Here is a 26,541-nt window from a genome sequence, read left to right as displayed (position 1 = left end):
AGAGGGGCATTTCATTACAATTCGACTATTTTTCATGACAATAATGCTCATTATGTCATTTCAAATCCCTTTTTAGGGGTACAAAAGAACGCCAAGGAGATGGAAAAACGGCTTTTCGAACATGAAAAACGGATGCTCAAGAGAGCATCCGCACTGGCTATTTATTGGCTTTGTGGACTTTCAAGGTCTTCCCTTTGATGGTCTTGTCTTTCATCGCTTTCAGAACCATTGGCCCTTTGCCGTTCAGGATGTCAATGTAGGTGACGGTATCCTGGATTTTGATGATGCCGATGTCTTCGGCCGTGACGCCTGGTATGCTCGTCAGGGTGCCGACAAAATCGAATGCCCGCAGCTTTTTCTTCTTGCCGCCGTTGAAATACAATTTCAGGATGTCTTTGTTCACCTGCTCGTTTTTATTCTTTTTCAGCTTCGGCCGGCTTTCCAGCTTTTCAGTGAAAGCAGGGAGCGCCGCATGCACGTCGCGCTCGGAAGGTGCCGTGCGCTCTTCGATGTTAAAGCCGATATACGCTTCGATCTCCGCCAGGAATTTGTCCTCGTAAGGCGTAACGAATGTGATGGCCTTGCCGGTCTTTCCGGCACGTCCTGTCCGGCCTGCCCGGTGGACATAGCTTTCTTTCTCAAGCGGAATATCGAAATTGATGACATGGGTGATGCTGTCGATATCAATTCCGCGCGCGGCAACATCCGTTGCCACCAGGTAGCGGAATTCGCCCCGCTTGAATTCATTCATGACATCGAAGCGGTCTTCCTGGACCATGCCGCCGTGCAGCTTTTCACACGTGTAATGGTGCTTTTCAAGCTGCTCCATGACAAAATCGACGTTGTCCTTCGTCCGGCAGAAAATGATGCAGCTGTCCGGATTCTCGGTAATCGTCAGATCCCGCAGCAAAGCGAACTTCTTCTTTTCCTCGACCCGGATCAGCGAATGTTCGATGCGCTCCGTGATCGTTTCCGAGGAGGCGATTTCGATATGCACCGGGTCGACCATGTATTTGCGCTGAAGGTTCTCGACATTCTCCGGCAGCGTCGCAGAAAACAGCATTGTCGTGCGCTGTCTAGGAAGGGTGCCGATGATTTTCTCCACTTGTTCGATGAAGCCCATATTGAGCATTTCGTCCGCTTCATCGAGTACCAGGTATTCGATGCGGCTCAGGTCAATCGTTTCCCGTTCAATATGGTCCAAGACGCGTCCTGGCGTCCCGACGACCACGTGGCATTTCTGTTTCAGTTCGGCCTGCTGGAACGCAAAAGGCTGCTTGCCGTAAACGGCAGCCGCTTTGATGCGCTTGAACCGGCCGATGTTCGTGATGTCTTCCTTAACTTGGTCCGCGAGCTCGCGGGTCGGCGTCAGGATCAATGCCTGCGGCTTGTTTTCTTCCCATTCGACGAGTTCGCAGATCGGGATGCCGAACGCTGCGGTTTTCCCGCTCCCCGTCTGCGACTTGACTGCGGCGTCGGTTTTTCTGAGTGCGACCGGGATAACTTTCTCCTGCACCTCAGTGGGGCTCTCGTAGCCTAAACCTTCCAGCGCCTTGATGATCGGTTCGCTGATTTGAAAATCCTTGAATTGTTTTTCGCTCATTTTGTTATTGCTCCTTCTCCGTCCAAATTAGACACGTTTTTCTATTATCGCACGGATCCCCGTTTTTCTCCCTTTAAACGATTATTGAATTTTATCGCCTGTCCCGTTGCACAAATAAAAGCGGCAGGAAAATCCCGCCGCTTTTATTCCCTTATTGATCGAGCAGGCTGACGGACACCTTGACGTCCAGCGACTGGCTGCCGCCCCGGTAAACGCCCTGCACCGGGCTGACGTCGTTGTAATCGCGCCCTACGCCCACCATGATGTGGTGTTCCAGCGCTTCCACGTTATTCGTCGGGTCCAAACCGACCCAGCCGATTCCCGGAACCATCACTTCTACCCAGGCATGGCTTGCCGCGTCCCCGACCAAGGCGGAGTTTTCGCCAACGTACAGATAGCCGCTGACGTAGCGGGCTGGGATATTTTTGGCGCGCAGGATGCCCAGCATAACGTGGGTGATGTCCTGGCAGACGCCTTTCATAAGTTCGAACGATTCTTGCGCTTGTGTCGAAACCGTCGTTGATTCGCCGTCATACGTAAAGCGGTCGTGCAGATAATTCATGACATCGATGGAATACTGGACCGGATTGATCATTTCGCCGAGCGTCCCGTCCACTTGCCCGATATGGTCCGGCGTCAGATACGTATAAGCGGTATTGCTAAGATAGGCCAAGTATTGTTCCGCAAACAGCTTCGAATGGAAGATGGCCTCCATTTCCGGCGAGTAGTCGATGCGGTGGATGAACGGGCTTTTCTGGATGCTGACTGTCGACGTCGTCTTCACTTCAAGGTGGCGGTGATGTTCGGCAATGAAGAACGTCTCAACGTTATTGCCCCAGATGTCGATGTGCTCTTTCGTCAGAGATGCCGGCGTGATATCCGCCCGATATGAAAGCAGCCGCTGGCATTCATCAGACCTTGGCTTCAGCCGGATGGAGTTCATGCTTTGGTCGACGATAGTTTCGTATTCAAAAATATTCGTATGCTCAATTTTATATTTCATAGATGCATTTCCCTTCGCACTCATGGATTGTGTTTGTGTCTGGCTGGCCCCCTGTTCTTCAACAGAAGGATCGATCAGGTAATAGGTTTTGGAGAACAGCTGTCCGATTTCGTTGCAGCCGTCCTGGAAGTGGTTCAGGAACTCCAGCATGCCGTCTGTCGACAATTCATCCAGGTCCACTTCTTCGAATTCGGTCCGCACTTGATCAAGCTTGGCGTAAAGTTCCCAGGAATAATGGGAGATCTTCCCTTCTTCGAGTTCATCGATTGCTTCCCTGACATGATCAAGGCAATAGCGGATGGATCTCGGGAAGGTTTTATTGGCAATCAGGAAACTCAAGACTGCCCGAGGGTCCATTTTCGGCGGATTGGCTTTCAAGTATGCGTCGTAGGCATTGGTCATCCGAAGCGCCGACAGCCAATAATAATAATTCTCCGTCTGGGCGTTCAGCTGCTGTTCATATGTCCGCTCACATACGACATTCAGGATGCGCGCCGTCTTTTCCGCCCGCTCCAGCCATTTGGCGATTTTGATGATCTGGTATTCCACTCCGCGGGCCATCGACGCTTCAACGATTCCCTGGGAGGTCAATGACGTGTTTTTCACCCGGTCCAGGAAATAACGGATTTCAGCCGTCTGGCAATTCCGGGTGTCCATGTCCTGGAGGGCAAGATAGCAGCGGTTCCAGGTCTTCCAGTAATCGTCGGTGATATGGTCCCGGCTGACCCGGGCGTTTTCACGTGCTGTACGCACGCAGTTTGCGACAGAGTTGGGATTTTCTTCGGTTACCGCCAAATAGCTCACCAGTTGGTCTTCATTATAATCGGATTGTGATTTCAGCGCATTCAATTCTTCGCTTGAAGCACAGATTTCATAAATCAGTTTCCAGTCGCTGTCGCGGACAAGCTCTTCGTCAGACGCTTCGATCATCTGAAGGAGCTGGACATCCAGAATGCGGGCGTTGTTCTCCGCCCGCTCCGCATTCCGCGACAGCCAGTACAGCGAATTCGCAACTCGGCTCAGCATCTACAGTGCCCCCCTTTCTTCCTTCTCTTTATAGACCCAGGTATCTTTTCCGCCGCCGCCTTGGGAAGAATTGACGACGAGCGAGCCTTTTTTCAGCGCCACGCGGGACAATCCGCCGGGCAGCACGCGGGTGTTCTTCCCTCTCATGACAAACACGCGCAAATCGACATGGCACGGATAGAATTCTTCTCCCTGGTAAGCCGGTGCCCTTGAAAGCTTGATGGTCGGCTGCGCGATATACTGATGCGGCGCTTCGATGATTTTTTCACGGAACAGCTCGATCATTTCCTTGGAGGCATGAGGGCCGACCAGCATATCGTAGCCGCCGGAAGCACCGACATTTTTCACCACCAGTTCTTCCAGGTGTTCAAGTACCCATTCCCTGTCTTCTTCGTTATCAAGCAGATAAGTTTTCACGTTGTCGATAATCGGCTCTTCGCCCAGGTAATAGCGGATCATCTCCGGCACATAGGCATAGATCGCTTTGTCGTCCGCCACGCCGTTGCCGATGCCGTTCAAAATTGCGACGTTCCCATGGCGGTAGGCTTCTGTCAATCCGCGGACACCAAGAGCGGAGTCCTCCCGGAACGCTGCCGGGTCCAAGAAATCGTCATCGATTCGGCGGTAGATGATGTCGACCCGTTGAAGGCCGCGGATGGATTTCATGTAAACGATATTGTCCTTCACCAGGAGATCCCGTCCTTCCACGAGGTCGATGCCCATTTGCTGGGCCAGGAAAACGTGATCGTAATAAGCGGAATTGTACATGCCCGGCGTCAGGAGGACGGCGAACGGCTTTTCATTGGTGGTCTTGGGTGCATGGTCGAGGATGGCTTCGTGCAGATAGGACATTTGATGTTCAAGCGCATGGACGGAATGATTGCTGAAGAATTCAGGATAGACTTGCCGCATGACGTAGCGGTTCTGGTAGACATAGGACATTCCTGAAGGATTGCGCAGATTATCCTCGAGCACGTGGTACTTGCCGTGTTCGTCCCGTATTAGATCGATGCCGGCAAGGAAAATATGATTTTTCAGCGGAATGTCGATGCCTTGGACCTGCTTGGCGTAATAATAGGGGTTATCCTCCACCAGCCTGCGCGGAACGATGCCGTCAGCCAGGATTTTCCCTTCATGGTAGACATCATCGAGGAAACGGTTCAGAGCCTCCGTCCGCTGGATCATGCCTTTCTCGATCGTTTCCCATTCTTCCGGGGAGATGATGATCGGGACAAAATCAAAGGGCATCGTCCGTTCCGTGCCGACATTATTATTGTAGACGGTAAATGTGATGCCTTCCCGCAAAAACGACAATTGCGCGGTCTCGTGCTTTTCTTTCAGTTCCTCTTCAGAGAACTTGCGGAGTGTATTATAGAACTTCCTGTAATGAGGCTTTGGAGTTCCATTTTCATCAAACATTTCATCAAAAAACGGTTTGGTGCTGTACGACTCGAACATATGGACCCTCCTTATAAAGTGGAATACCTGCATTGCACCTGTAAAGGCAGAAAAAAGCTATGGCTCTTTTCTTGGGAGCTATAGCTTTTCTCTGAATTCATTTTATCCTATTTTAAAGTTAAAATGTTAAATTTTCTGAAAACTTATTTTTTCTTGTCATCTTCATCCAGATTCTTTTTCAACGATTCGCTGTAGGCAGTGCTGCCGCCGTAAACGCCGCCGCTTGGAGTCGTGCCGGTTGAAGATGTGCTCGATGAAGAGACTGAAGAACCGCCAGCCGTGCCGGAAGTGCCGCTGCCCGCTTTGTCGGAGCTCGACATTCCTGAAGTCGACCCAGCAGAAGAACCCGTAGTCCCGGAGCCTGTAGAACCGGAACTTGTCGATCCGCCGACTTCTTTGTTCAGCGTTTCATTGGCTTTGTCGAGTGCATCTTTTTCCTTGTCCAGCATCTGCTGTTGGCCTTCCATTGCGCCTTTTACAGCTTCTACTGCTTTGTTGACAGTCGGTTTCATTTTATCGACCATGCCGCCGGACTGCTCATTCAAACGATCCAAGCCCTTGACGACCGATTCTTTCAAATTGCCTGCCTGCGAAGTCGAAGTTCCGCCTTGCCCTTCTTTCTTCTGGGTCATAGCAGCCCCGATCAATGCCCCTACTCCCAATAAAACCAACTTGCCGAATGTACCGCCGGATTTTCTAGCCATATCTACCACTCCTTCATCATTTTAAAATATACTGTATTAATTAGTATTGACTATTTCAAATATTTTCAAACCTTTCATGAAAAAAATAAAAGACACCATTCATTGGATGAGGTGTCTTGGGTGGCGCTACTTATGAAATTTTCCCTTCTTCCAGAAGGACCTGTTCAAACGCTTCCACTACTGCCGAATCATACTGGATTCCCGCAAGCTGTTTCAGCTCATTCATCGCGTATTCTGCCGTGAACGCTTTCCGGTAGGCGCGGTCTTCGGTCATCGCATCGAAAGTATCGCAAACTCCGATGATCTTCGCTTCCGTCAAAATCTCTTCGTCTTTCAAGCCGAACGGGTATCCCCGGCCGTTGACGCGCTCATGATGCTGTTCGACAATATCCGCCAAATCGGCGTATGCGGTTTGGCGCAGCATTTCCGCTCCATCGCCTGGATGCTTTTTGACCAATGCGAATTCTTCATCCGTCAGTTTGGCCGGCTTTTTGAGCACTTCTTCCGGAATGTTGATTTTGCCAATGTCGTGGAGGATGGAGGCAATAAACAGATTATGGATACGGGCTCTTTCCAATCCCATTTTTGTCGCCGTTTTGACTGCATATTTAGAGACCCTCGAGCTATGCTTGAAGGTATACCTGTCTTTCATTTCTACTTTTTCACCTATTCTACGCAAATCTTTTATTTCTTCGCTAAGATAATGAAAAGTAGGAGTGTTAGACACAGAAAGAATTTTCACTTCTGTCTTTGCTAGGAAATAAACAGTTTCTTCAATGCTGATCGCAGAAAAAAATCCATCTTTTTCGATCTGAATTTTTTCTCCATCTAATTCTGCTTCAACTTCCCCTTCTAATATATAGAAAAATTCTTGAACATTTTCGCCTTCACCAGGAAGCAGTACAAACATTTTATCTTTCAAAACCGTTTGTATCATCAGTTCCACTCCATCGCCACGTCCTAAAAGACTGAGTGTAGTGGATCCATTGCTTACTGTTTCAAGATAATTATCTTTCAGTATATTTAAGCCTTTCACAAATCCACTTCCTTCTAAAAAAACTATGAGAGTATAGGAATCCTATACTCTCATAGTAATTGATGAATCCATCTAAGTACAATCTATTCTACCAGTCAATAACGTGAATCGGGTCAATCATCGCAACACGGTCAGCGAACTGCACCGGAATCCAGACGACTTCCACATTCACACCTGCAGCGGTGGCTTTTGCCACTCCGGCACGCGTCATTTCCTGCGTCTTGACGTCTAGCTTATGGATCAATGCATTCACTTTCAAATCATACTCAGCTGTTAAGGCAGTACGCTTTTCAGCATCTGTTTCTTCAGCATATTCGGAAAGGTATTCGGTGTATAATGCGTCGGCTTCTGCTTGAGCTTCAGCGATCTCCGCGTAAATCTCTGTGTTCACTTCTTCAATCTCCGCCAATGCTTCAGCGATTTCCGGGCTGATTCCTTCTTCTGCCGCAAAGGCCGAAGTCCCGAGCATCACCGTAAGAACTACCGAAAACAAAACAGCAAGTGCAGTTTTCTTGAACATTCTCATTCCTCCAATCAGGTCGGTTGTTGCGTTCACAATCATGCCAGCCGGCTGGCGATATAGTGGAGGTTCCCCCTGAACTCCCAGTACATAGACCGGTGTAAAATAGCTGGCCCAACTCCTTTAGTATATAAGAACCGGGTATATAGTACAACAGTATTCACCAAATCTTAACATTCATTAAAACCTTATGCACTATTCCTTTCTTGCATAACTAAAAAACCAGAAGCGCAAGCTCCTGGTTCTTCTCGATTTATGGCAATACAGTCGATCCCATCAGGAAACGGTCGCATTCTCTTGCGGCTTCGCGCCCTTCATTGATCGCCCATACAATCAGGCTTTGGCCGCGGCGCATATCGCCAGCTGCAAAAACACCTTCAATGTTCGTCTTGTACTTGCCGTACGCTGCTTTGACGGTTGATTTCTCGGTAGTTTCCACATTTAGCTGTTGGATCAGCCCTTGTTCAGGCCCGCTGAATCCGATGGCCAAAAGGACCAGGTCCGCTTTCCAGACTTTCTCGGTGCCCGGAATCTCTTCACGGATGCGGTTGCCGTTCTCATCAATCTTCAATTTCACGTTGACCGTATGCACTTCCTTGACGTTGCCTTCTTCGTCGCCGACGAATTTTTTCGTCATGACCGCGAACGCGCGCGGGTCATGGCCGAAAGCGGCAGCCGCTTCTTTCTGGCCGTATTCCACTCGGTGAATGCGCGGATACTGCGGCCATGGATTTCCGGCTTCGTCGCGGATCGCGCCTTTTTTATCGTAGACATCAAACTGCACAAGGTTCCGGCAGTTCTGGCGCACAGAAGTGGCCAGGCAATCGGTTCCAGTGTCCCCGCCGCCGATAACGATGACGTCCTTGCCTTCTGCGGAGATAAAGTTGCCATCTTCAAAATTCGAATCAAGCAGGCTCTTGGTGCTGCTGTGGAGGAAATCCATAGCGTAATGGATGCCTTTCAGCTCCCTGCCTTCCAATTGGACGTCCCGGTGGACCGTTGCGCCGCCGCACATGACGACCGCGTCAAAATCTGAACGGAGCGAGGAAACAGGATAATCTTTCCCGACTTCCGTATTGGTAATGAACGTAATGCCTTCCTGCTCGAGGATCTTCACCCGGCGCAAGACCGTCTCATACGACAGTTTCATCTCGGGGATGCCATAGGTCAGCAAGCCGCCGACGCGGTCGCTGCGTTCGAATACCGTGACCAGGTGTCCGGCTTTATTGAGTTGGGCTGCCGCTGCCAAGCCGGCTGGCCCGGAACCGATGACCGCCACTTTCTTGCCGGTCCGCGTCTTCGGCGGCTCCGGAACCACCCACCCCTCCGCAAAGCCTTTCTCGATGATGGAGCGCTCCACCGTCCGGATCGCTACAGGAGGCTCGTTGATCCCCAGCACACAGGCGCCTTCGCACGGCGCCGGGCAGGCCGCTCCTGTAAATTCCGGAAAATTGTTCATGACATGTTCCCGGTGCAGCGCCTCTTTCCACTGCCCACGGTAGACCAGGTCGTTCCATTCAGGGATCAGGTGATACACCGGACAGCCTGTCGTCGCACCGGCCAGCTCCATTCCCGATTGGCAGGTCGGCACGCCGCAATCCATGCAGCGGGCCCCTTGCTTCCTGACTTCCTCATCTGATAAGGGAATCGTGTAATCGGTCCAATCCTTGGTACGTTCCGCCGGATTCCGCTCTTTGATCGTCTGGCGGCTGTAATCCATAAAGCCTGTCGCTTTTCCCATCAAACCCCTCCTTAACGTCTATTTTCCGGCTCCCGCCATCTTGCTTTCTTCAAAAGCCGCCATTTCGGCATCAAACTTCGACATGCCGCTCTTTTGCAGCTTGTCGATGCGGTCGTTGATCTTCAAGTAGGCTTTCGGAATGACGCGGACAAACTTCTCCGAGAAGATGTCCCAGAACGCCAGAATCCGTTTGCCGTTGCTGCTGTCCGTGTATTGGACATGCTTTTGGAGCATTTCGCGCAGCTCCTCTTTTTCAGCCGGCTCCGCAAGCGGCTGCATGTGGACCATTTCTGGGTTGCAGCGGCTGCTGAACGTGCCGTCCTCATCAAGGACATAGGCCACTCCGCCGGACATTCCGGCAGCAAAGTTCTTGCCGGTCGGGCCAAGGATGGCGACGCGTCCGCCCGTCATATATTCACAGCCATGGTCTCCCACACCTTCTACGACGATCTGCGCACCGCTGTTGCGGACAGCAAAGCGTTCGCCTGCCACTCCGTGGATATACGCCTCGCCTGAGGAAGCCCCGTAAAACGACACGTTGCCGATGATGATGTTCTTCTCAGGGACAAACGTCGAATCCGGTGCCGGGAAGACGATGATCTTCCCTCCCGACAATCCTTTTCCGACAAAATCGTTGGCATCCCCGACCAGCTTCAGCGTCATGCCTTTTGGAATGAACGCCCCGAAGCTTTGGCCGGCAGAGCCCTGGAAATTGAATCTGACGGTATCTTCCGGAAGCCCTTCGGCTCCGTAGCGCTTGGAAATCGCGCTCCCGATAATCGTGCCGGTCGCCCGGTGGATATTGCGGATCGCGGTCGTCACTTCCACCGGTTCGCCGGTTTCAATCGCATTCCGGCAGCGCGGCAGAAGCTCCTGGTAATCCAAGGTCTGGCGAAGGCCGTGATCTTGTTTGACCGTGGCATAGCGGCCGACTTTTTCCGGCAGGTCCGGCTGGTGCAGCAGCACCGACAGATCCAGCCCTTTCGCTTTCCAATGGTCGATATCTTCTTTCATTTGCAGCACATCGGTTCTTCCAATCATTTCATCGACCGTGCGGAAGCCGAGCTCCGCCATCAGTTCGCGTGTTTCCCTTGCGATAAAGCGCATGAAGTTCGCAACATGCTCCGGATCGCCCATGTATTTCTTACGGAGCTCCGGGTTCTGAGTCGCGATGCCGACTGGACATGTGTCCATATGGCAAACGCGCATCATGATGCAGCCGAGTACGACGAGCGGGGCAGTGGAAAAGCCGAACTCTTCCGCGCCCAAAAGCGCTGCCGTGACGACGTCGCGGCCGGTCATCATTTTGCCGTCCGTCTCTACGACAATGCGGTCGCGCAAGCCGTTGAGAAGCAGGGTCTGATGGGTTTCGGCCAAACCGATTTCCCATGGCAGTCCGGTATGCTTCAGGCTGGTCTTAGGCGCAGCTCCGGTCCCCCCGTCATAGCCGCTGATCAGGACGACGTCCGCCCGGCCTTTTGCAACGCCGGCGGCGATTGTCCCGACGCCGACTGCAGATACCAGCTTGACGCTGATGCGGGCGCGCGGATTGGCGTTCTTCAGGTTGAAGATCAATTCCGCCAGGTCTTCGATCGAATAGATGTCGTGGTGCGGCGGCGGCGAAATCAGTTCAACGCCAGGCGTTGAACCCCGCACTTCCGCTACCCAGGGATAAACTTTCTTGCCCGGTAGATGGCCGCCTTCTCCCGGTTTTGCCCCTTGGGCCACCTTAATCTGGATTTCATCGGCATTCACCAAGTAATGGCTCGTCACGCCAAATCGCCCTGACGCCACCTGCTTGATCGCGCTCCGGCGGCTGTCGCCGTTTGCATCCGGAACAAAGCGTTCGGATTGTTCTCCGCCCTCGCCGGAATTTGAGCGGCCGCCGATGCGGTTCATCGCGACGGCCAGCGCTTCATGTGCTTCCTGGCTGATGGAGCCAAACGACATCGCGCCGGTTTTGAAGCGGGCACAAATCTGCTCGATCGTTTCCACTTCGTCGATCGGCACTGGCTCTTGCTTCTTGAATTCCAGCAAGCCGCGCAGCGATTGGACAGCTGAAGTTTCGCCCGTCAACAGGCCGGTGTATTTTTTGAACGTATCGTAATTGTTGGTGCGGCATGCCTGCTGCAGGGTATGAATGGTGACCGGATTATAGGCATGCGCTTCGCCGTTCGCCCGGTACTGGTATTCATCCCCCGGCTCGAGCGCCCCTTCGCCGCCTTCCCGTTCAGGAAAAGCCTGCCTGTGGCGCATCAGCACTTCTTCAGCGATGATATCCAGCCCGATTCCCCCAAGCCGTGATGGCGTACGGGTGAAATAACGGTCGATCACGTCCATATGGATGCCGACGGCTTCGAAGATTTGGGCGCCGCGGTAACTCTGGATGGTCGAAATGCCCATTTTCGACAGCACTTTGATAATGCCGTCCGTCACAGCACTGATATAGCGCTCTTCCGCTTCGGCATATGCTGCGCCGGCAAGGTCACCGGACAGGGCCAGCTCCTCTACCGAACGGAGCGCCAAATATGGGTTGATGCCTTCCGCACCGTACCCGAGAAGCGCAGCGAAATGGTGGACTTCCCGCGGTTCTGCGGATTCAAGAAGGATGCTCAGTTTTGTCCGCGTCCCCTTCCGGATCAGGTGGTGGTGCAGGCCGGAAACTGCCAATAGCGCCGGGATGGCCGCATGTTCTTTATCCACGCCGCGGTCGGACAGGATCAGCAAGGTCACACCTGCTTCATATGCCGCATCGGCCTTGTCGAACAGCGCTTCAAGTTCCTGTTCCATCGCTGCCGCTCCGCCTTCTTTTGCAAATAAAATCGGCAGCGTCACTGCCTTGAATTCCGGCAGCTGCTGCTGGCGCAGACGCTCCAATTGCCCGTTCGACAATACGGGCGACTCCAGCCGGATGTGGCGGCAGCAGTCAGGGTCCGGCTGCACCAGGTTCCCTTCTGCTCCGATGGTGGTCCGTGCCGCTGTGATGATATGCTCACGGATCGCATCGATCGGCGGATTCGTCACTTGCGCGAACAATTGCTTGAAATAGCTGTACAAGAGCTGCGGTTTTTTCGACAGTACGGCCAGCGGCGAATCATAGCCCATCGAACCGACCGGGTCTTTCCCTTCCACAGCAAGCGGCTTGATGATTTTCTGCACTTCTTCTGTCGTATAGCCGAAAGCTTTTTGCTGTTCAAACAGCTCTGCCGCATTCGTCGTATTTGGTGAAACTGCCGGTTCCGGGAGGTCCTCCAAATCAAGCATATTCGTTTCAATCCAGTCGCGGTATGGCAATTCCGCCGCAATCTGCAATTTGATTTCTTCATCCGGAATGATTTTGCCGGCTTCGAGATCAACCAGCAGCATCTTGCCCGGGTGCAGGCGCTCCTTGTAGACGATGTCATCCGCAAAAATATCCAGCGCCCCGACTTCCGATCCTAGGACAATCATGCCGCTTTTGGTCACATAATAACGCGCCGGGCGCAGCCCGTTGCGGTCAAGGCAAGCTGCAATCTGATTGCCGTCTGTGAAGACCAGCGCCGCCGGCCCATCCCAAGGCTCCATGAGCGTGCTGTGGTATTCGTAGAAATCCCGTTTCTCCTGTTTGATGGTCGGATCGTTCACCCAAGGCTCCGGGACCATCATCATGGCAGTATGTGCAAGCGAGCGGCCCGACAAATGCAGGAATTCAAAGCAATTGTCGAACATCGAGGAATCGCTGCCGCTTTCATCGATGACTGGAAGCACCTTCGCAAGCTCCTCTTCGTTGAAGTAAGGGGAGCTGCACATCTGCTGGCGCGCACGCATCCAGTTGACATTCCCTCTCAGCGTATTGAATTCGCCGTTATGGATGGAATAGCGGTTCGGGTGCGAACGCTGCCAGCTCGGGAACGTATTCGTGCTGAAGCGGGAATGGACGAGGGCAAGGGCCGATTTGAATTCGGGATGGTTGAGGTCGATGTAGAACGAATCCAGCTGTTCCGGGATGAGCATGCCTTTATAGACAATCGTCCCCGCAGACAGGCTGCTGAAATACACATCTTTAAACACCTCTTCCTTGCCCATCTCAAACTCGATGCGCTTGCGGATAATATATAATTTCCGCTCCACGTCCATACGGCCTGTCAAATCTTCTGAAGCTTCGATGAACACTTGGCGGATCACCGGCTTTGTTTTTGCGGCCACTTTGCCGACAAACGAATCGTTGACCGGCACCGGGCGCCAGCCCAGGCATTGCTGCCCTTCTTCCTGGACGATTTGTTGAATGATCTCCTTCACTTTCATGCGCAGGTCATAATCCTGCGGCATGAACATCATGCCGATGCCGTACCGGCCTTCCGCCGGGAGTTTTATACCTTCCTTTTCACATTGCTTGAGGAAAAAGCGATGGGGAATCTGCGTCAGAATGCCTGCTCCGTCTCCTGTGCTGGTATCGGACGATTGGCCGCCGCGGTGTTCAAGATTGCAAAGAATATTGACCGCATTCTGGACGATGGAATGCGATTTCTCGCCATTGATATTCGCGATCATTCCGATGCCGCATGCTTCATGCTCCTGATCCGGGTGGTAAAGCCCTTGTGGTAATGGATATTCTTTCTTTATCAATCAAACCGCCCCCTTTAATGTGCTAGAGTGTCATATTATCAGAAAATTATATCATAGACAATGAATATATATACATGTTTTATGCGGAAAAAAATTATTTTCTAACTTTTAAATATTTGGATTCTCTTGAAAACGCTTACAAATAGGCTTTATTCGCCACTAAGGTCATATAGTCTTATGAATAATTATGCATTTTAATAATACAAATAAAAAAGGCCAATAGAGAATTGGCCTTTTCGTCACTTCTTATTCACTTGGAAAATTGCGGATTGCTTCCAGGAAAGCTTCTCCGTATTTCTCGAGTTTGTTGGCGCCGACACCGTTCACTTCAAGGAATTCCTCTTCCGTCTGAGGCTTTCGTGCGCACATATCCTGCAAGGTTTTGTCCGAGAAGATGACAAACGGCGGTACACCGGCATCATCTGCCAGCTCCTTGCGGATTTTCCGAAGCTCCTCGAACAGCGGATCGTTCTGGGTGATCTGCTTGGTGACGACCGCGCCTTTGCGCAGCACTTTGCGCTTTCCAAGAAGCACATCGCGCCCGCCGTCCGGCACATAGATCGTCGGAAAAGAACCTTGTTCAACGGCCAGAAGTTCCTGAGAGATCATAAACTCGATCAAATTCGCCACTTCTTTCGCGTTCTGGTGCTTCAAAATGCCATACGTGGACAATTTGTCGAACCCGAAATCGAGCACTTTCTTGTTCCGTGAACCTGTCAGCACTTGGGCCGTCATCATCTTGCCGAATTTCTGGCCCATCCGAACGACGCATGACAACACCATCTGCACGTCCTGGGTCACGTCCTTGCTTTCCCGGTCATCGCTGCAGCTGCTGCAATGGCCGCAAGGTTCTGCGCCGGTATCGCCGAAATAATGGATGATGAACTGCTGCAGGCAATTTTCGGTATGGCAGTAATCGACCATTCCCTGCAATTTCGCCAGCTCGCCCGGAATCCGGCTCGGATCCTGCGCCTGGTCGATCAGAAAGCGCTGCGTCTGGACATCCTGCGATGCATACAGCACGATGCACTCACTCGGCAAGCCATCGCGCCCCGCACGGCCTGCTTCCTGGTAATAGCTTTCCATGTTTTTCGGCAGCTGGTAATGGATGACGTAGCGGATATTCGATTTATCAATCCCCATCCCGAATGCATTTGTCGCCACCATCACGGTCACTTCGTCGTTCAGAAAACGCTCCTGCCCGATTTTGCGTTCATGGTCCGGCATGCCTGCATGATACTTGGCAGCCTTGACGCCTTTTTTGATGAGCATCTCGTACACGGAATCCACCGTTTTCCGGGTCGCCGCGTAAATGATGCCCGCTTCTTTTTCGTTTTTCTGCACATATTCCTTCACGAACCGGTCGCGGTCCTGCCCCCGGATGACCGAGAACGTCAAATTGGCACGCTCAAAACCGGTCATGACGGAATGCTGCTCTTCGATATCAAGCAGGCGGCAGATGTCTTCCCGCACTTGCGGCGTTGCCGTCGCAGTCAAAGCGAGCACGGTCGGGTTATTCGGAAACAAGCCGGCCATCCGGCTGATGAGCCGGTAACTCGGGCGGAAATCATGGCCCCATTGGGAAATACAATGCGCTTCATCCACTGCAATCAACGGCACATGGACGCCTTGCAGTTCGTTCAGGAACATTTCCGAATCAAGCCGCTCCGGCGCAATATAAAGGAGCTTGATCGCACCGCGCTGTACGTCATGCAAGGTCTCACGCACTTCCTCAAAACCGAGCGAGCTGTTTATATACGCAGCCGGGATGCCGGCCGCCAAAAGCGAATCCACTTGGTCCTTCATCAAGGAAATCAGCGGAGAAACGACGATTGTCGTGCCTTCCATGACAAGGGCCGGAATTTGATAGCACATCGATTTCCCGCCGCCGGTCGGCATGACGCAAATGGTGTTTTGTCCGTCAAACACCTGGGATATCGCCTGCTCCTGCCCGGTCCGGAAGGACTCATAGCCAAAGTGCGACTGCAATAATTTTCTTGCTTCTTCCAACAAAATCAAACACTCCTAAGAATCGTATCGTACTAAACAGCTTATCACATCCGGACCCCCTTTTTCTTCTTGCGAAACCGAAGAAAAGGGCCAAAACAAAAAACAGTCCCAAAAGCTCATGCCTCTGGAACTGCCGCTGTTTTCTCCAATATAAAAAAGTAAGGGGCTATGTCGCCTTTTCTGTCCATCATGCCTAAAAGCACCCCTTCTCCCGCTTTGCGGAAATGATCGATGATCGGCAAATTATCGTATACCATGGCAGCACTGGCCTTTCCGCGGTGTTCGATGCGGCGCATGCGCGCTTTTCCGCCTGGCGCCTCCAGCAATTTCCCTTTCTCGTACACCGTTGCCGGATCGACCGCGGCGATTTTCCCGCCGAGGAGCTCGAAAAGAAGCGGGTCGACCCTTTCGGCATCATGGAACGCCTTTCCGTACCAATTCAGTTTTTTCATCACTCCATCGAGCGGGTGCCCGGTACGGAGTTCACGGCCCCGCCAAATACCGAGCAGTTCTTCGGGAGGGACCGCTTCCAGTTCATCGAACAGCCAGCAAGCGGTATAGGTATCGGTTTCGCCTGCTTCAGCAATTTTTAGGAATTCCGATTCCGCTCCCATCGCCGCCCTCCTTAAATGTCCATTTCCCAGCGCTGCGCTTCTTCTTCCTTCATCTGCTTCTCCGTCTCCGGCGGATATGCCGTGCGGAATTTATGCGAATCCTGTGGTATGATCTCCACCATTTTCGCAATCATATCGGCAGGGTCATACTGGTCCTCAAGCGCCTTGTCCGCCTCTTCCATGTCCGCTTTTTTGGTGAAATGGAGATCTTCGTCGTACCATTTCCATTTCGCTTCTGCACTGCGGTCATTAAACCCTGTATCATACGCGCCCGGATTGATGGTGGCCACCTGCACGCCGAATTCCTTCAATTCCTTTTGCATCGTCTGGGCGATGGCTTCGATTGTGTGTTTTGTGGCTGTATACGGACCGACGTACGGCGTCGCCATTATGCCGGCCATCGATGACATGAAGATAATTTTCCCTTTTCCTTTCGCCACGAACTTCTGCGCGGCAATCTGCGCCGTTTCGAGCGTACTGAAAACATTCACTTCAAAGAGCTTCCGGAAATTGGCCATCGGCACTTCTCCGAGCGGGCCGCCTTCATTGATCGCAGCGTTCGCAACAAATATGTCAAAATCATAATCCAGCATCTGCGCCAGATCCTGCGGATTCGTGATGTCCATCTTGAACACCTCAAGCTCCACCCCTTCGGCTTTTGCGGCTTCCCGCAATTCGGTCACCTGCGGCGCTATTTCCACCGGCGCGATGACACGGTGCCCCTCTTTCGCCAGTCCGAGCGCCGCCCCTTTTGCCAGGCCGCTGCCCGCTCCTGTGATAAAAATCGTTTTACTCATCCAATCATCCTCCTATTTTTCTGCTTACCCTTTGCTTTCCCTGCCGCGATGCGAGTAAACCCCAAAAAAGCCGGCCTCTTGGCCGGCTTTGATCCATTTCCTTCTATAATATACTCACGTCCCCCATTTATACATACTGAACTGTTCAGCATACTTCTCGTATTTCTGGAGCGCCCGTTGAAGGTCCAGTTCGTTTTTCGCAAGCATCCGCTCTCTTGTTTTCTTGCGTTTGAACCGAGTGCCGTAGGCTTCCTGTAAAGCATCATTCCGCTCCTTCAAAACACGGAATTCAACAGCCACGTCCTCGTCTGGGTCTGACAGCAGCGAAGCGAGCATCCCGGCTTTCATATACAATTCCGCCGTCTCGTACTGGTCTTGGCGCTGGGCAAGCATGCCGGCTACAATCGAGCTTGGCAGGCTTTGGTCGACGCCTCTTGCCAAATCGGTCAGCATTTCGATCATCGCGCGCCGGTTGCGGGTCAAGGACAGCACATAAAACGCATGCGGTATTTGGTTGACCGGAGTTTCCGTGATGAATGCATCCACTTTTCCAATCAGCTCTTCCGGGCGCACCAAATCGATCAGCATCGCCAAACGGTATGTTTCATATAAAATATACCTGTCCATAACCCATCGCCCGCCTTGCCCCAATGTCTTGATAGTCTGTTATTTTCATTTTACAGGAACCTCTTGAAGAGTTTCAATAATTCCGAATTTTTGAATTAATTATAGTTTTCTGTGGTAATAATTAACAAAAAAAGCCCATTCTTATCGAATGGACTTCTGAATGCTTTTGTAAAATAATGGTTGTTTAATTCGCTGCTCCATAACTTCCCATGCGTCGCTTCACTTGGATATACGAAGCAGCTTCCGCAATCTCTTGTTCGTCCAGCGGCTTATTATCAAGCATCAAATTATAATCATTTATCACAGAAGCATTTTGAAGGTCCAAATCGACAATTTTCTCCGTCCGGTCCAGCAGCCCGTCTACAGATACATCGAAAAAGTCAGCCAAGCGAGAAAGATGGCTTACTGTTATTTGTTTTTTCCCGCTTTCATACGCCCAGATCGCACTTTTAGCAAAGCCCACTTTTTCAGCCAATTGTTCCGGAGACAATTCTTTTGCTTCGCGCAGGTCTCTGATTTTCTTCCCCAAATCATTCATTATTTATTCTACTCCTTTGATTTATATTCTAACTATTTTAAATATACTGTATCTTGGAATATTCCACAATATATTTCTATAATATTCAGACATAAATATGTCTTTTTTATGACCCACTTCGACATTTTTCGCGATTTTTTCCATTATATAGGCAAATTGCTTTACTTTTTTTACTGGTCACTTCTTTAACCGCCAAACCATTTCAAATTCTTTTTTTCTTGCACAGAAAAATTACACTTTTTTAAATTCATTTATTATTTTAAAAAAATAATAAATTATACTAGCGTAAATTGAATCAGCTAGAAAACCTAGTATTTCTGCCTATTTTACTAATTTTCATATTTATTTTGATTTATTTAATTAAAAAAAGTATTATAGTAGCATACATTAAAAGGGGGTAATAAGATGTCTGACAAGTTAAGTCGCCAAGACATCGTGAACAGTGTCCCGCAAAAAGGGTTCTTCGGCCATCCAAAAGGGCTGTTCACTTTATTTTTCACTGAATTCTGGGAGCGTTTCTCTTATTATGGAATGAGAGCGATCCTTGTCTATTACATGTACTATGAACTTTCGCAGGGAGGACTTGGGCTCGACCAGACTGTCGCGCTTTCCATCATGTCCATCTACGGATCTCTCGTCTATATGTCAGGAATCATCGGCGGCTGGCTCGCCGACCGGATATTCGGAACCTCGAAAGCCGTCTTCTACGGCGGTATCCTGATTATGCTTGGGCATATTGCGCTTGCCATTCCAGGCAGCCTGTCCCTTTTCTTCGTATCCATGGTCTTGATCGTCCTGGGTACCGGTTTGTTGAAGCCGAACGTCTCGAGCGTTGTCGGTGAAATTTATGCAGAAAACGACGACCGCCGGGATGCCGGTTTCAGCATCTTCTATATGGGCATCAACTTGGGTGCATTCCTTGCACCATTGATCGTCGGAACAGTGGGCATGAAGATCAATTTCCACTTGGGCTTCAGCATCGCCGCTGTCGGCATGTTCCTTGGCTTGGTCGTTTTTATCGCAACGAAAAAGAAAAATCTTGGCTACGCCGGTACAGTGGTGCCGAATCCGCTTTCTCCTGCTGAACGGACAAAAACGTTCACTACCTTGGCAGTCGGCGCAATCGCCATTGCCGCAATCGTCTATTTCGGCCTGCAATTCGGATTCCTGACATTCGACAGCTTTATCGCGACCGTCGGTGTTCTGGGAATCTTGCTTCCTACCATTTATTTTGTGGTCATGTACCGCAGCAAGAAAACGACAGAAGTGGAACGTTCGCGCATCCTTGCGTATATTCCATTGTTCATCGCTTCTGTTATGTTCTGGGCCATCCAGGAGCAGGGGTCGACGATCCTTGCCGCTTACGCGGATACCCGCACGGATCTGGAATTCGCGGGAATCACCATCTCTCCTGCCTGGTTCCAGTCGTTGAATCCGCTGTTCATCATCACGTTGGCGCCGGTATTCGCGTGGATGTGGGTTAAACTTGGCAGCCGCCAGCCGTCCATCCCGCAAAAATTCTCGCTCGGCCTGCTGTTTGCCGGTATTTCATTCCTGGTGATCCTGCTGCCTGCGTATTTCGGCGGACCGGATACACTCGTGAATCCATTATGGCTTGTGCTGAGCTACCTGATCATCGTATTGGGCGAACTTGCCTTGTCGCCGGTCGGATTGTCAGCAACCACCAAGCTCGCCCCTGCCGCTTTCTCGGCGCAGACAATGAGCTTGTGGTTCCTGTCAAACGCTGCCGCACAAGCGATCAATGCTCAACTGGTGAAATTCTACTCAGCTGAAAACGAAATGATGTACTTCGGTTTGATCGGTGGAGCATCCATCGTCCTGAGTATCATCCTGTTCATGCTAGCTCCAACCATCCAGCGCTATATGCGCGGTGTACGCTAATAGAAAGAAGAAAATCCCGGAAGCAGACTCGCTTCCGGGATTTTTTGCATCAGTTTTCTTTTATGACGAGCCCCATTTGGCGGGCGAACGCCATCGCCTGCTCCGGAGAGACCGTACAGCCTGCCAGCTTTTCGACCGTGACCTGGATGTTCTCGAACGAATTGCCGCTGAGGTCGACGCCGCTGAGCCCCGTCTCTGCGAAATTCACATCATTCAGATCGCAGCGGCCGAATTCCGTGTTCTTCAGCTCTGCTTCGTAAAAGTCGGCATAGCGCATCGAACACCCTTCAAACCGGGACGTATTGCAAAGCGAGAAACCGAATGCCGCATAATTGAGCACACAATCTGCAAACAGCGTGTGGCGGATTCCTGCTTCGGCAAAATTGGTCCCGACCAGCTTCGAATTGCGGAATTCCGTCCGGTGAAAAACGGTGCGGCTGAAATCGGCATTCGACAGGTCGCAATTGATGAAGAGGGCATCGACGAATTCACTGCGCGGCCATATGGCTTCTGCAAAGTTGACGTTCTCGAACACTACCTGGTCTACACGCAGCCCTTCCTGTGCCTCGAAATCAATCGTTTCCTGCGAGATTTTGCATTTGCTTATGTAATGGTCGTCCATAGCGGACGAAAATGGCACCACTTCCAGTTCTTCCGGTATGGACGGTGCTGAACGCTTTGTTTTTTTCATGGGCTGCCCCTTCCTATAGAAACAAGCGGCCGCTTCGCAAGCGAAGCAGCCGCCGTTCCTTGATGCTGTTATTTCAGTGACGGCACTTTTTCAATGCATGAACGGACAACGCCCGGTTCTTCGATGCGATCATCCGTCACTTCCACCTGATACAACTTATTGTTGTGCATGAACTTGAAGATTCCATTGTTGAAATCGGTGCCGATCTCTTTGAAGAAGATGCCTTCATACTGGCATTCCTTGGTTTGGGAAAAGCTGATTTTATATGTGTCCGCATCCTTCACCAAATAACAGCGGACCCCTTTTTCAAATTCTTCGTGCTCGTCGCCTTTGATAGTCCGGTCGACCGATACCACATGAAAGTCCGCAAAAGGGATTTCCCGCAGCAGCGAATTCATAAACGAGCCTTTTGTGATTTCTTCCCAGCGGCTGCGTGCAGTCTGGCCGATGACGATTTGCGTGATATTCAAATCATGCGCCACTTCCGCGATGACTTTTGCAGAGGGCCGGCTCTCATTATCGCGGATGACGAATTCTTCTGCCCCGAATTCATCAGCCAGCTCTTTCCAGCGCTCGACATAAGCTGATTTCTCAGCATCGAATTCATCGAACGGCAAGGCATCCACTGTCAGTATATACAATGGGCAATCCAGCATTTCCGCCAGCTTGTTCCCTCGTTTGATCAAACGCTCGCCGTTCGGTCCGTAAAACACACAAACCAAAATGCTTTCGTCCATCCGTCCTCTGATTTTCTTCATTTGTATTCACCCTCCAGGGTTTGATATTTCCGGATCCATTTATTCAAAACTATGACATTGTACTGCGAATGCCGCCAAAAATCAAGAGGGCAAGGCTGCAATTCGAGCAGCTGTCCCAAGGAATCTTCTCCATTAACTGAACCATAGCTGAGCTGAGGCATGAAAGCAAGCTTTCTTTCCTGTATAATTTATACCGAATGCCTCAGCTGTGCAAAAGCTGTGTTTCGATATTCTTTTTTGGAGGTTTTGCTGTGCATGTTTTGATTCTCGCCATTTTATTTCCGTTCCTGGCAGCTGCCCTTGTCCCCGTCATCCACAGGCGCATCGGGCGCTTGAACATCGGCTGGCTGGCGCTTCTTGTGCCGCTGATGCTGTTCGGGCTTTTCGTTTTCCAGATCCCCTTCGTTTCTTCAGGGGAAACCGTCAATGCCACACTCGACTGGATCCCTTCCCTCGGCATTAACTTTTCCATTTACCTGGACGGCCTCAGTCTGATTCTGGCCCTGCTGATTTCCGGCATGGGTGCGCTTGTTGTACTCTATTCCATCTACTATCTATCTCCAGCGGATTCCTTGCCGCACTTCTATGCTTATTTGCTGCTTTTCATGGGCGCAATGCTCGGGGTCGTCCTATCCGACAACCTGCTCGTCCTCTATGTTTTCTGGGAATTGACGAGTATCTCCTCGTTCCTGCTGATCGCGTTCTGGTATCACAGAAAGAATTCGCGCGCCGGCGCGCAGAAATCCTTGCTCATCACCGTGTTCGGCGGATTCGCGATGCTTGCCGGCTTCCTGATGATCCATTCCATGACGGGCACCTACAGCATCCGTGAAATTGCCGCATCCATTCCGCAATACACGGAGCACGCCCTGTTTTATCCGGCACTGTTCCTGGTACTGCTGGGTGCGTTTACAAAATCCGCCCAGTTCCCTTTCCATATCTGGCTGCCGGATGCCATGGAAGCACCGACGCCGGTCAGTGCTTACTTGCATTCCGCAACCATGGTGAAAGCAGGCATCTACCTTGTTGCCCGTTTCACCCCGATATTCGGCGGGACTTCCGCCTGGTTCTGGACCGTTACGCTGGTCGGCCTCGTGACGCTTTTCTGGGGCTCATTCAACGCTGTCCGCCAAACCGACCTGAAAGCGCTCCTGGCGTATTCGACCGTCAGCCAGCTCGGGCTGATCATGAGCCTGTTCGGGATGGGTTCAGCGGCGATCCGCTTCGGGGCAGGACCGGAAGGCGCGCTTTATGGCCTTGCCACGTTCGCGGCGCTGTTCCACCTGGTCAACCACTCCACATTCAAAGGCGCCTTGTTCATGGTGGTCGGCATCATCGACCATCAAGTCGGGACGCGGGACATCCGCCGCCTCGGCGGGCTGGTTTCCTTTTTGCCGATCACCATGGTATTCGGCGTCATCGGCAGTTTCTCCATGGCTGGCCTGCCTTTTTTCAACGGATTCCTTAGCAAGGAGATGTTCTTCACCGCTTCGCTGAATGCCATGTCCATGCCGGTATTCTCCGCGGAAACGTGGGGCTGGCTGATTCCGGCCATCGCCTTGACGGCAAGCGTGTTGACCTTTGTTTATTCGATGGTCATCGTTTTCCAGACCTTCTTCGGCAATTACCATCCGAAGAAGCTGGATAAAAAGCCGAAAGAGGCGCCGTTGGGCATGCTGATTCCGCCTGCCATCCTGTCGTTGCTGATCATTGCGATTTTCTTCGCGCCGAATCTGCTCGGCGACCATTTGCTCGCGCCCGCACTTGCGGGCCTGTTGCCTGGCATCGATGCCGCACCGCACATTTCCGCTTGGCACGGCTTCAATGCGGAGCTATTGATGACAGCCGGAGTCGTCCTTTTTGGCGCCTTGCTGTATATTTTCCGCCACCGCTGGAAAAGGGTGTACGGGCTCATGCCTGACTCATGGACGTTCAACTCGCTCTACAGCCGGATGCTTTCCGGCATGGAGCGGAATGCTTCAGCGTTCACATCCGCATACATGACCGGACACCTGCCGCATTACTTCGCTTATATATTTGCATTTTTTGCGGCTGCGGCCGGCGGAACGCTCCTGTTTTCCAGGGCGTTGTCGCTCGATTTTGCAAACGACGCACCGGTTCCGGTCTATGAATTCCTGCTGGCGTTCGCCATGATGGCCGCCGCGGTTGCCATCCTGTTCGCCAAGTCCAGGCTGACCGCCACCCTATTGAACGGCGTGCTCGGCTATTCCATCGCAATCTTTTTCGTGCTGTTCCGGGCACCGGACCTGGCGCTGACGCAGCTGGTCATCGAAACGGTCACCACCGTGCTTTTCCTGCTCGTCTTCTACCAGCTGCCGGATTGGCAGCCTGAAACTTCTCCCAGACGGGTGAAGGTCCGCAATGCCATCATTGCAATCGCCGGCGGATTGACGGTCGTGCTGATCGGATTGACGGTCAACAGCACCCGGTTGTTCGAGACGATTTCGAGCTTCTACGAAAATTCCTATGAGCTGGCAGGCGGGAAAAACATCGTCAATGCCATTCTCGGGGATTTCCGCGGATTCGATACGATGCTTGAATCGCTGGTTCTTTTCATCGCCGGCCTCGGCGTATTTACATTGATCCGCTATAAAGGCAAAAAGGGGGCGAGAAAACATGAAAATCAATGATGTCATCCTTCAAACGGTCGTCAAAGCGGTCGTGTTGATCATTTTCACATTCGGCATCTATTTGTTCATGTCCGGCCATAACGAACCGGGCGGCGGCTTTATCGGCGGCCTCGTTCTCGCTTCCGCGTTTGTCCTGATGTTCCTGTCCTACGACTCCGAGACGGTCAGCGATGCCATTCCGTTCGACTTCAAGAAGCTGTCGGCGCTCGGCGTCCTGCTGGCGATGTCCAGCGCTACTGTGCCGATGTTCTTCGGCCAGCCGTTCCTCAGCCAGTCGTTCGGCTATTTCGATCTGCCGCTTTTCGGCAAGACCGAGCTCGCAACGGTGACCATTTTCGAAGCCGGAATCGCTCTCACGGTTGTCGGGGTCGTCGTCAACATAATCTTAAGCATAAGTGAGGATGAATAGCCCATGGAATCTTTGATCATCATATTGGTCGGCGTCCTTACGGCTGTCGCCATCTACTTAGTCCTGTCCCGCAATGTCATCCGCGTCATCCTCGGGACGGCCATCCTGTCCCATGCTGTCCATTTGCTGATCCTGGCAATGGGCGGCTTGAAAAAAGGCACTGTTCCGCTTCTCGGCGAAGAATCCGAGAGTTATGTGGATGCACTTCCGCAAGCCCTGATCCTGACCGCCATCGTCATCAGTTTCGCCGTCACTGCGTTTATCCTCGTGCTCGCTTACCGCGCATACCAGGAACTCGGCAGCGACGACCTCGGTGATATGAGGGGGGCAAACGATGAATAATCTTATCCTGCTGCCGATGCTGCTGCCGATTTTGGCGGGCGTCACGCTGATTTTCCTGCGTACGTTCGGCCGGCTACAGGCTTGGTTCAGCATTGCGGTGATGGTTTCTGTCGCTGCCATATCCACCTTCCTGCTGCACACCATCCAGACCGAAGGCATCCTCCGGCTCGATTTCGGCGGTTGGGCACCGCCATTCGGCATCCTGTTCGTCGCCGATTCGTTTTCGCTGCTGCTCGTCCTGACGACGAGCGTGGTCGCGCTGGTCTGCCTGCTGTATGCCCTGTTCACTACAGGCAAACTGCTTGAATCGATGTACTTCTACCCCACTGTGCTGTTTCTCATCGCCGGGGTCAATGGTTCATTCCTAACCGGCGATTTGTTCAATCTGTTCGTCTGCTTCGAAGTGATGCTCCTGTCATCCTATGTGCTGCTGACGCTCGGCGGCTCGAAGCGCCAATTGCGCGAAGCCGTCAAATACGTGGCCATCAATATCGTGTCTTCCTGGTTTTTCCTGGTTGCACTGGCGTACTTGTACGGAACGGTCGGCACGTTGAACATGGCCCACATCGCCATTCGGGTTGCAGAAGCCGGACAAGGTCCGCTGCTGACGACAATCAGCATCGTCTTCCTGACCGTCTTCAGCCTGAAAGCCGGCCTGCTTCTTTATTTCTGGCTGCCAGGCTCCTACAGCACTCCGCCGACAGTGGTTTCCGCTTTGTTCGGAGCGCTGCTTACGAAAGTCGGCATCTATGCACTATTCCGGGTATTTTCCCTGATTTTCAATCATCATCCCGACATCACCCACACCATCATCGGCGTCATGGCGGCCTTGACGCTGATCGGCGGAAGCCTTGGTGCCATCGCCTATAACGACATCCGGAAAATCGCCGCCTACAACATCGTCATCTCGGTCGGCTTCCTGCTTGTCGGCCTGGCCGTCTTTACACCGGAAGCCATCGAAGGCGCTGTCTATTACCTGATCCACGACATGGTCGCCAAAGCGCTCCTGTTCCTGCTGATCGGCACGATGATTTCCATGACCGACACCACCCAGCTGAGCCAGATGAGCGGCCTCATGAAAAACTACCCGCTTCTCGGCTGGTCGTTCTTCATCGCCATGCTGTCGCTTGCGGGAATCCCGCCGCTCAGCGGATTCATCGGAAAAGTCCTGATTTCCCAGGGAGCTATCGCAGGAGGCAATTACGTCCTTCTGGCGTTGGCGCTGTTGTCGAGCCTCTTTGTCCTGTACTCGCTGCTGCGCATCTTCAAAAGCAGTTTCTGGGGCGAGACCATCATCAGCAAAGAGGACCAGGTGCCGCTTCAAAACCGCTTCCTTGTCCCAACGCTGATCCTGGTCCTGCTGACGTTCGGCATCGGTTTCGGGACAGAATCGCTTTCCGTTTACGTGACGGATGCGGCTGATACGCTGATGAACCCGGACGTTTATACCGATGCCATATTGGAAGGGGATGGCCAATGATGCCTCTGCACCGCCCTTCCCGAAAA

General features: G+C 51.9%; 20 protein-coding genes. 5 read left to right on the top strand and 15 right to left on the bottom strand.

The features are described 5' to 3' along the window. Positions 1-157 precede the first annotated feature (157 nt). From ACFSDB_RS01630 to ACFSDB_RS01570, 13 genes are all read right to left on the bottom strand, one after another. A complete protein-coding gene (locus tag ACFSDB_RS01630) occupies positions 158-1,603 on the bottom strand; it encodes a DEAD/DEAH box helicase (protein ID WP_204891386.1) in 1,446 nt (481 codons plus the stop codon). Between the two features lie 151 nt (positions 1,604-1,754). Continuing rightward, positions 1,755-3,632, bottom strand: a complete 1,878-nt coding sequence (locus ACFSDB_RS01625) for an alpha-E domain-containing protein (protein ID WP_204891387.1) — start codon at positions 3,630-3,632, stop codon at positions 1,755-1,757. Beyond that, on the bottom strand, positions 3,633-5,090 hold the full coding sequence (locus tag ACFSDB_RS01620; RefSeq protein WP_204891388.1) for a circularly permuted type 2 ATP-grasp protein: 1,458 nt from the start codon (positions 5,088-5,090) through the stop codon (positions 3,633-3,635). A gap of 143 nt (positions 5,091-5,233) precedes the next feature. Next, a complete protein-coding gene (locus tag ACFSDB_RS01615; RefSeq protein ID WP_204891389.1) occupies positions 5,234-5,794 on the bottom strand; it encodes a hypothetical protein in 561 nt (186 codons plus the stop codon). Positions 5,795-5,924: 130 nt separating this feature from the next. Further along, on the bottom strand, positions 5,925-6,446 hold the full coding sequence (locus ACFSDB_RS01610) for an HD-GYP domain-containing protein (RefSeq protein WP_377338899.1): 522 nt from the start codon (positions 6,444-6,446) through the stop codon (positions 5,925-5,927). Between the two features lie 472 nt (positions 6,447-6,918). Continuing rightward, positions 6,919-7,350, bottom strand: coding sequence for a hypothetical protein (locus ACFSDB_RS01605; RefSeq protein ID WP_204891391.1), 432 nt, complete (start codon positions 7,348-7,350; stop codon positions 6,919-6,921). Positions 7,351-7,603: 253 nt separating this feature from the next. Beyond that, positions 7,604-9,091, bottom strand: a complete 1,488-nt coding sequence (locus ACFSDB_RS01600) for a glutamate synthase subunit beta (protein ID WP_204891392.1) — start codon at positions 9,089-9,091, stop codon at positions 7,604-7,606. A gap of 18 nt (positions 9,092-9,109) precedes the next feature. After that, complete coding sequence (gene gltB / locus ACFSDB_RS01595; RefSeq protein WP_204891393.1) at positions 9,110-13,696, bottom strand: glutamate synthase large subunit; 4,587 nt, start codon at positions 13,694-13,696, stop codon at positions 9,110-9,112. Between the two features lie 246 nt (positions 13,697-13,942). Next, positions 13,943-15,709, bottom strand: a complete 1,767-nt coding sequence (gene recQ / locus ACFSDB_RS01590) for a DNA helicase RecQ (protein ID WP_204891394.1) — start codon at positions 15,707-15,709, stop codon at positions 13,943-13,945. A 113-nt stretch (positions 15,710-15,822) separates the two neighbouring features. Then, positions 15,823-16,320: a DUF4334 domain-containing protein gene (locus ACFSDB_RS01585; RefSeq protein WP_204891395.1), complete on the bottom strand. Its 498-nt coding sequence runs from the start codon at positions 16,318-16,320 to the stop codon at positions 15,823-15,825. Between the two features lie 11 nt (positions 16,321-16,331). Continuing rightward, positions 16,332-17,117: an SDR family oxidoreductase gene (locus tag ACFSDB_RS01580; RefSeq protein ID WP_204891396.1), complete on the bottom strand. Its 786-nt coding sequence runs from the start codon at positions 17,115-17,117 to the stop codon at positions 16,332-16,334. 114 nt (positions 17,118-17,231) lie between these two features. Beyond that, positions 17,232-17,744, bottom strand: a complete 513-nt coding sequence (locus ACFSDB_RS01575) for a hypothetical protein (RefSeq protein WP_204891397.1) — start codon at positions 17,742-17,744, stop codon at positions 17,232-17,234. 184 nt (positions 17,745-17,928) lie between these two features. Beyond that, the gene (locus ACFSDB_RS01570) at positions 17,929-18,282 is read right to left on the bottom strand and encodes a helix-turn-helix domain-containing protein (RefSeq protein ID WP_204891398.1); all 354 of its coding nucleotides are present in this window, start codon (positions 18,280-18,282) and stop codon (positions 17,929-17,931) included. Between the two features lie 405 nt (positions 18,283-18,687). Between ACFSDB_RS01570 and ACFSDB_RS01565 the strand changes: the two genes are divergently transcribed. Next, positions 18,688-20,184, top strand: coding sequence for a peptide MFS transporter (locus ACFSDB_RS01565; protein WP_204891399.1), 1,497 nt, complete (start codon positions 18,688-18,690; stop codon positions 20,182-20,184). A 49-nt stretch (positions 20,185-20,233) separates the two neighbouring features. Here ACFSDB_RS01565 and ACFSDB_RS01560 read toward each other — a convergent pair whose 3' ends face one another. Next, complete coding sequence (locus ACFSDB_RS01560) at positions 20,234-20,875, bottom strand: pentapeptide repeat-containing protein (RefSeq protein ID WP_204891400.1); 642 nt, start codon at positions 20,873-20,875, stop codon at positions 20,234-20,236. Positions 20,876-20,943: 68 nt separating this feature from the next. Next, positions 20,944-21,633, bottom strand: coding sequence for a universal stress protein (locus ACFSDB_RS01555; protein WP_204891401.1), 690 nt, complete (start codon positions 21,631-21,633; stop codon positions 20,944-20,946). Between the two features lie 251 nt (positions 21,634-21,884). On the opposite strand from ACFSDB_RS01555, the gene ACFSDB_RS01550 reads away from it, so the two are divergent. The 4 genes from ACFSDB_RS01550 to ACFSDB_RS01535 are packed head-to-tail and all read left to right on the top strand — an operon-like array spanning position 21,885 to position 26,515. After that, the gene (locus ACFSDB_RS01550) at positions 21,885-24,284 is read left to right on the top strand and encodes a Na+/H+ antiporter subunit A (RefSeq protein ID WP_204891402.1); all 2,400 of its coding nucleotides are present in this window, start codon (positions 21,885-21,887) and stop codon (positions 24,282-24,284) included. Further along, positions 24,271-24,693, top strand: a complete 423-nt coding sequence (locus ACFSDB_RS01545; protein ID WP_204891403.1) for a Na(+)/H(+) antiporter subunit B — start codon at positions 24,271-24,273, stop codon at positions 24,691-24,693. The genes ACFSDB_RS01550 and ACFSDB_RS01545 overlap by 14 nt, the downstream gene beginning before the upstream one ends. A gap of 3 nt (positions 24,694-24,696) precedes the next feature. Continuing rightward, on the top strand, positions 24,697-25,035 hold the full coding sequence (locus tag ACFSDB_RS01540) for a Na(+)/H(+) antiporter subunit C (RefSeq protein ID WP_204891404.1): 339 nt from the start codon (positions 24,697-24,699) through the stop codon (positions 25,033-25,035). Further along, complete coding sequence (locus ACFSDB_RS01535) at positions 25,028-26,515, top strand: Na+/H+ antiporter subunit D (RefSeq protein ID WP_204891405.1); 1,488 nt, start codon at positions 25,028-25,030, stop codon at positions 26,513-26,515. Before ACFSDB_RS01540 ends, ACFSDB_RS01535 begins: the two co-directional genes overlap by 8 nt. Positions 26,516-26,541 lie beyond the last annotated feature (26 nt).

This window comes from Planococcus chinensis, assembly GCF_042681545.1.
GTDB lineage: Bacteria > Bacillota > Bacilli > Bacillales_A > Planococcaceae > Planococcus > Planococcus chinensis.
Note: the sequence above shows the minus strand (reverse complement) of the source record. Positions and strands in the feature narration are given on the sequence as shown.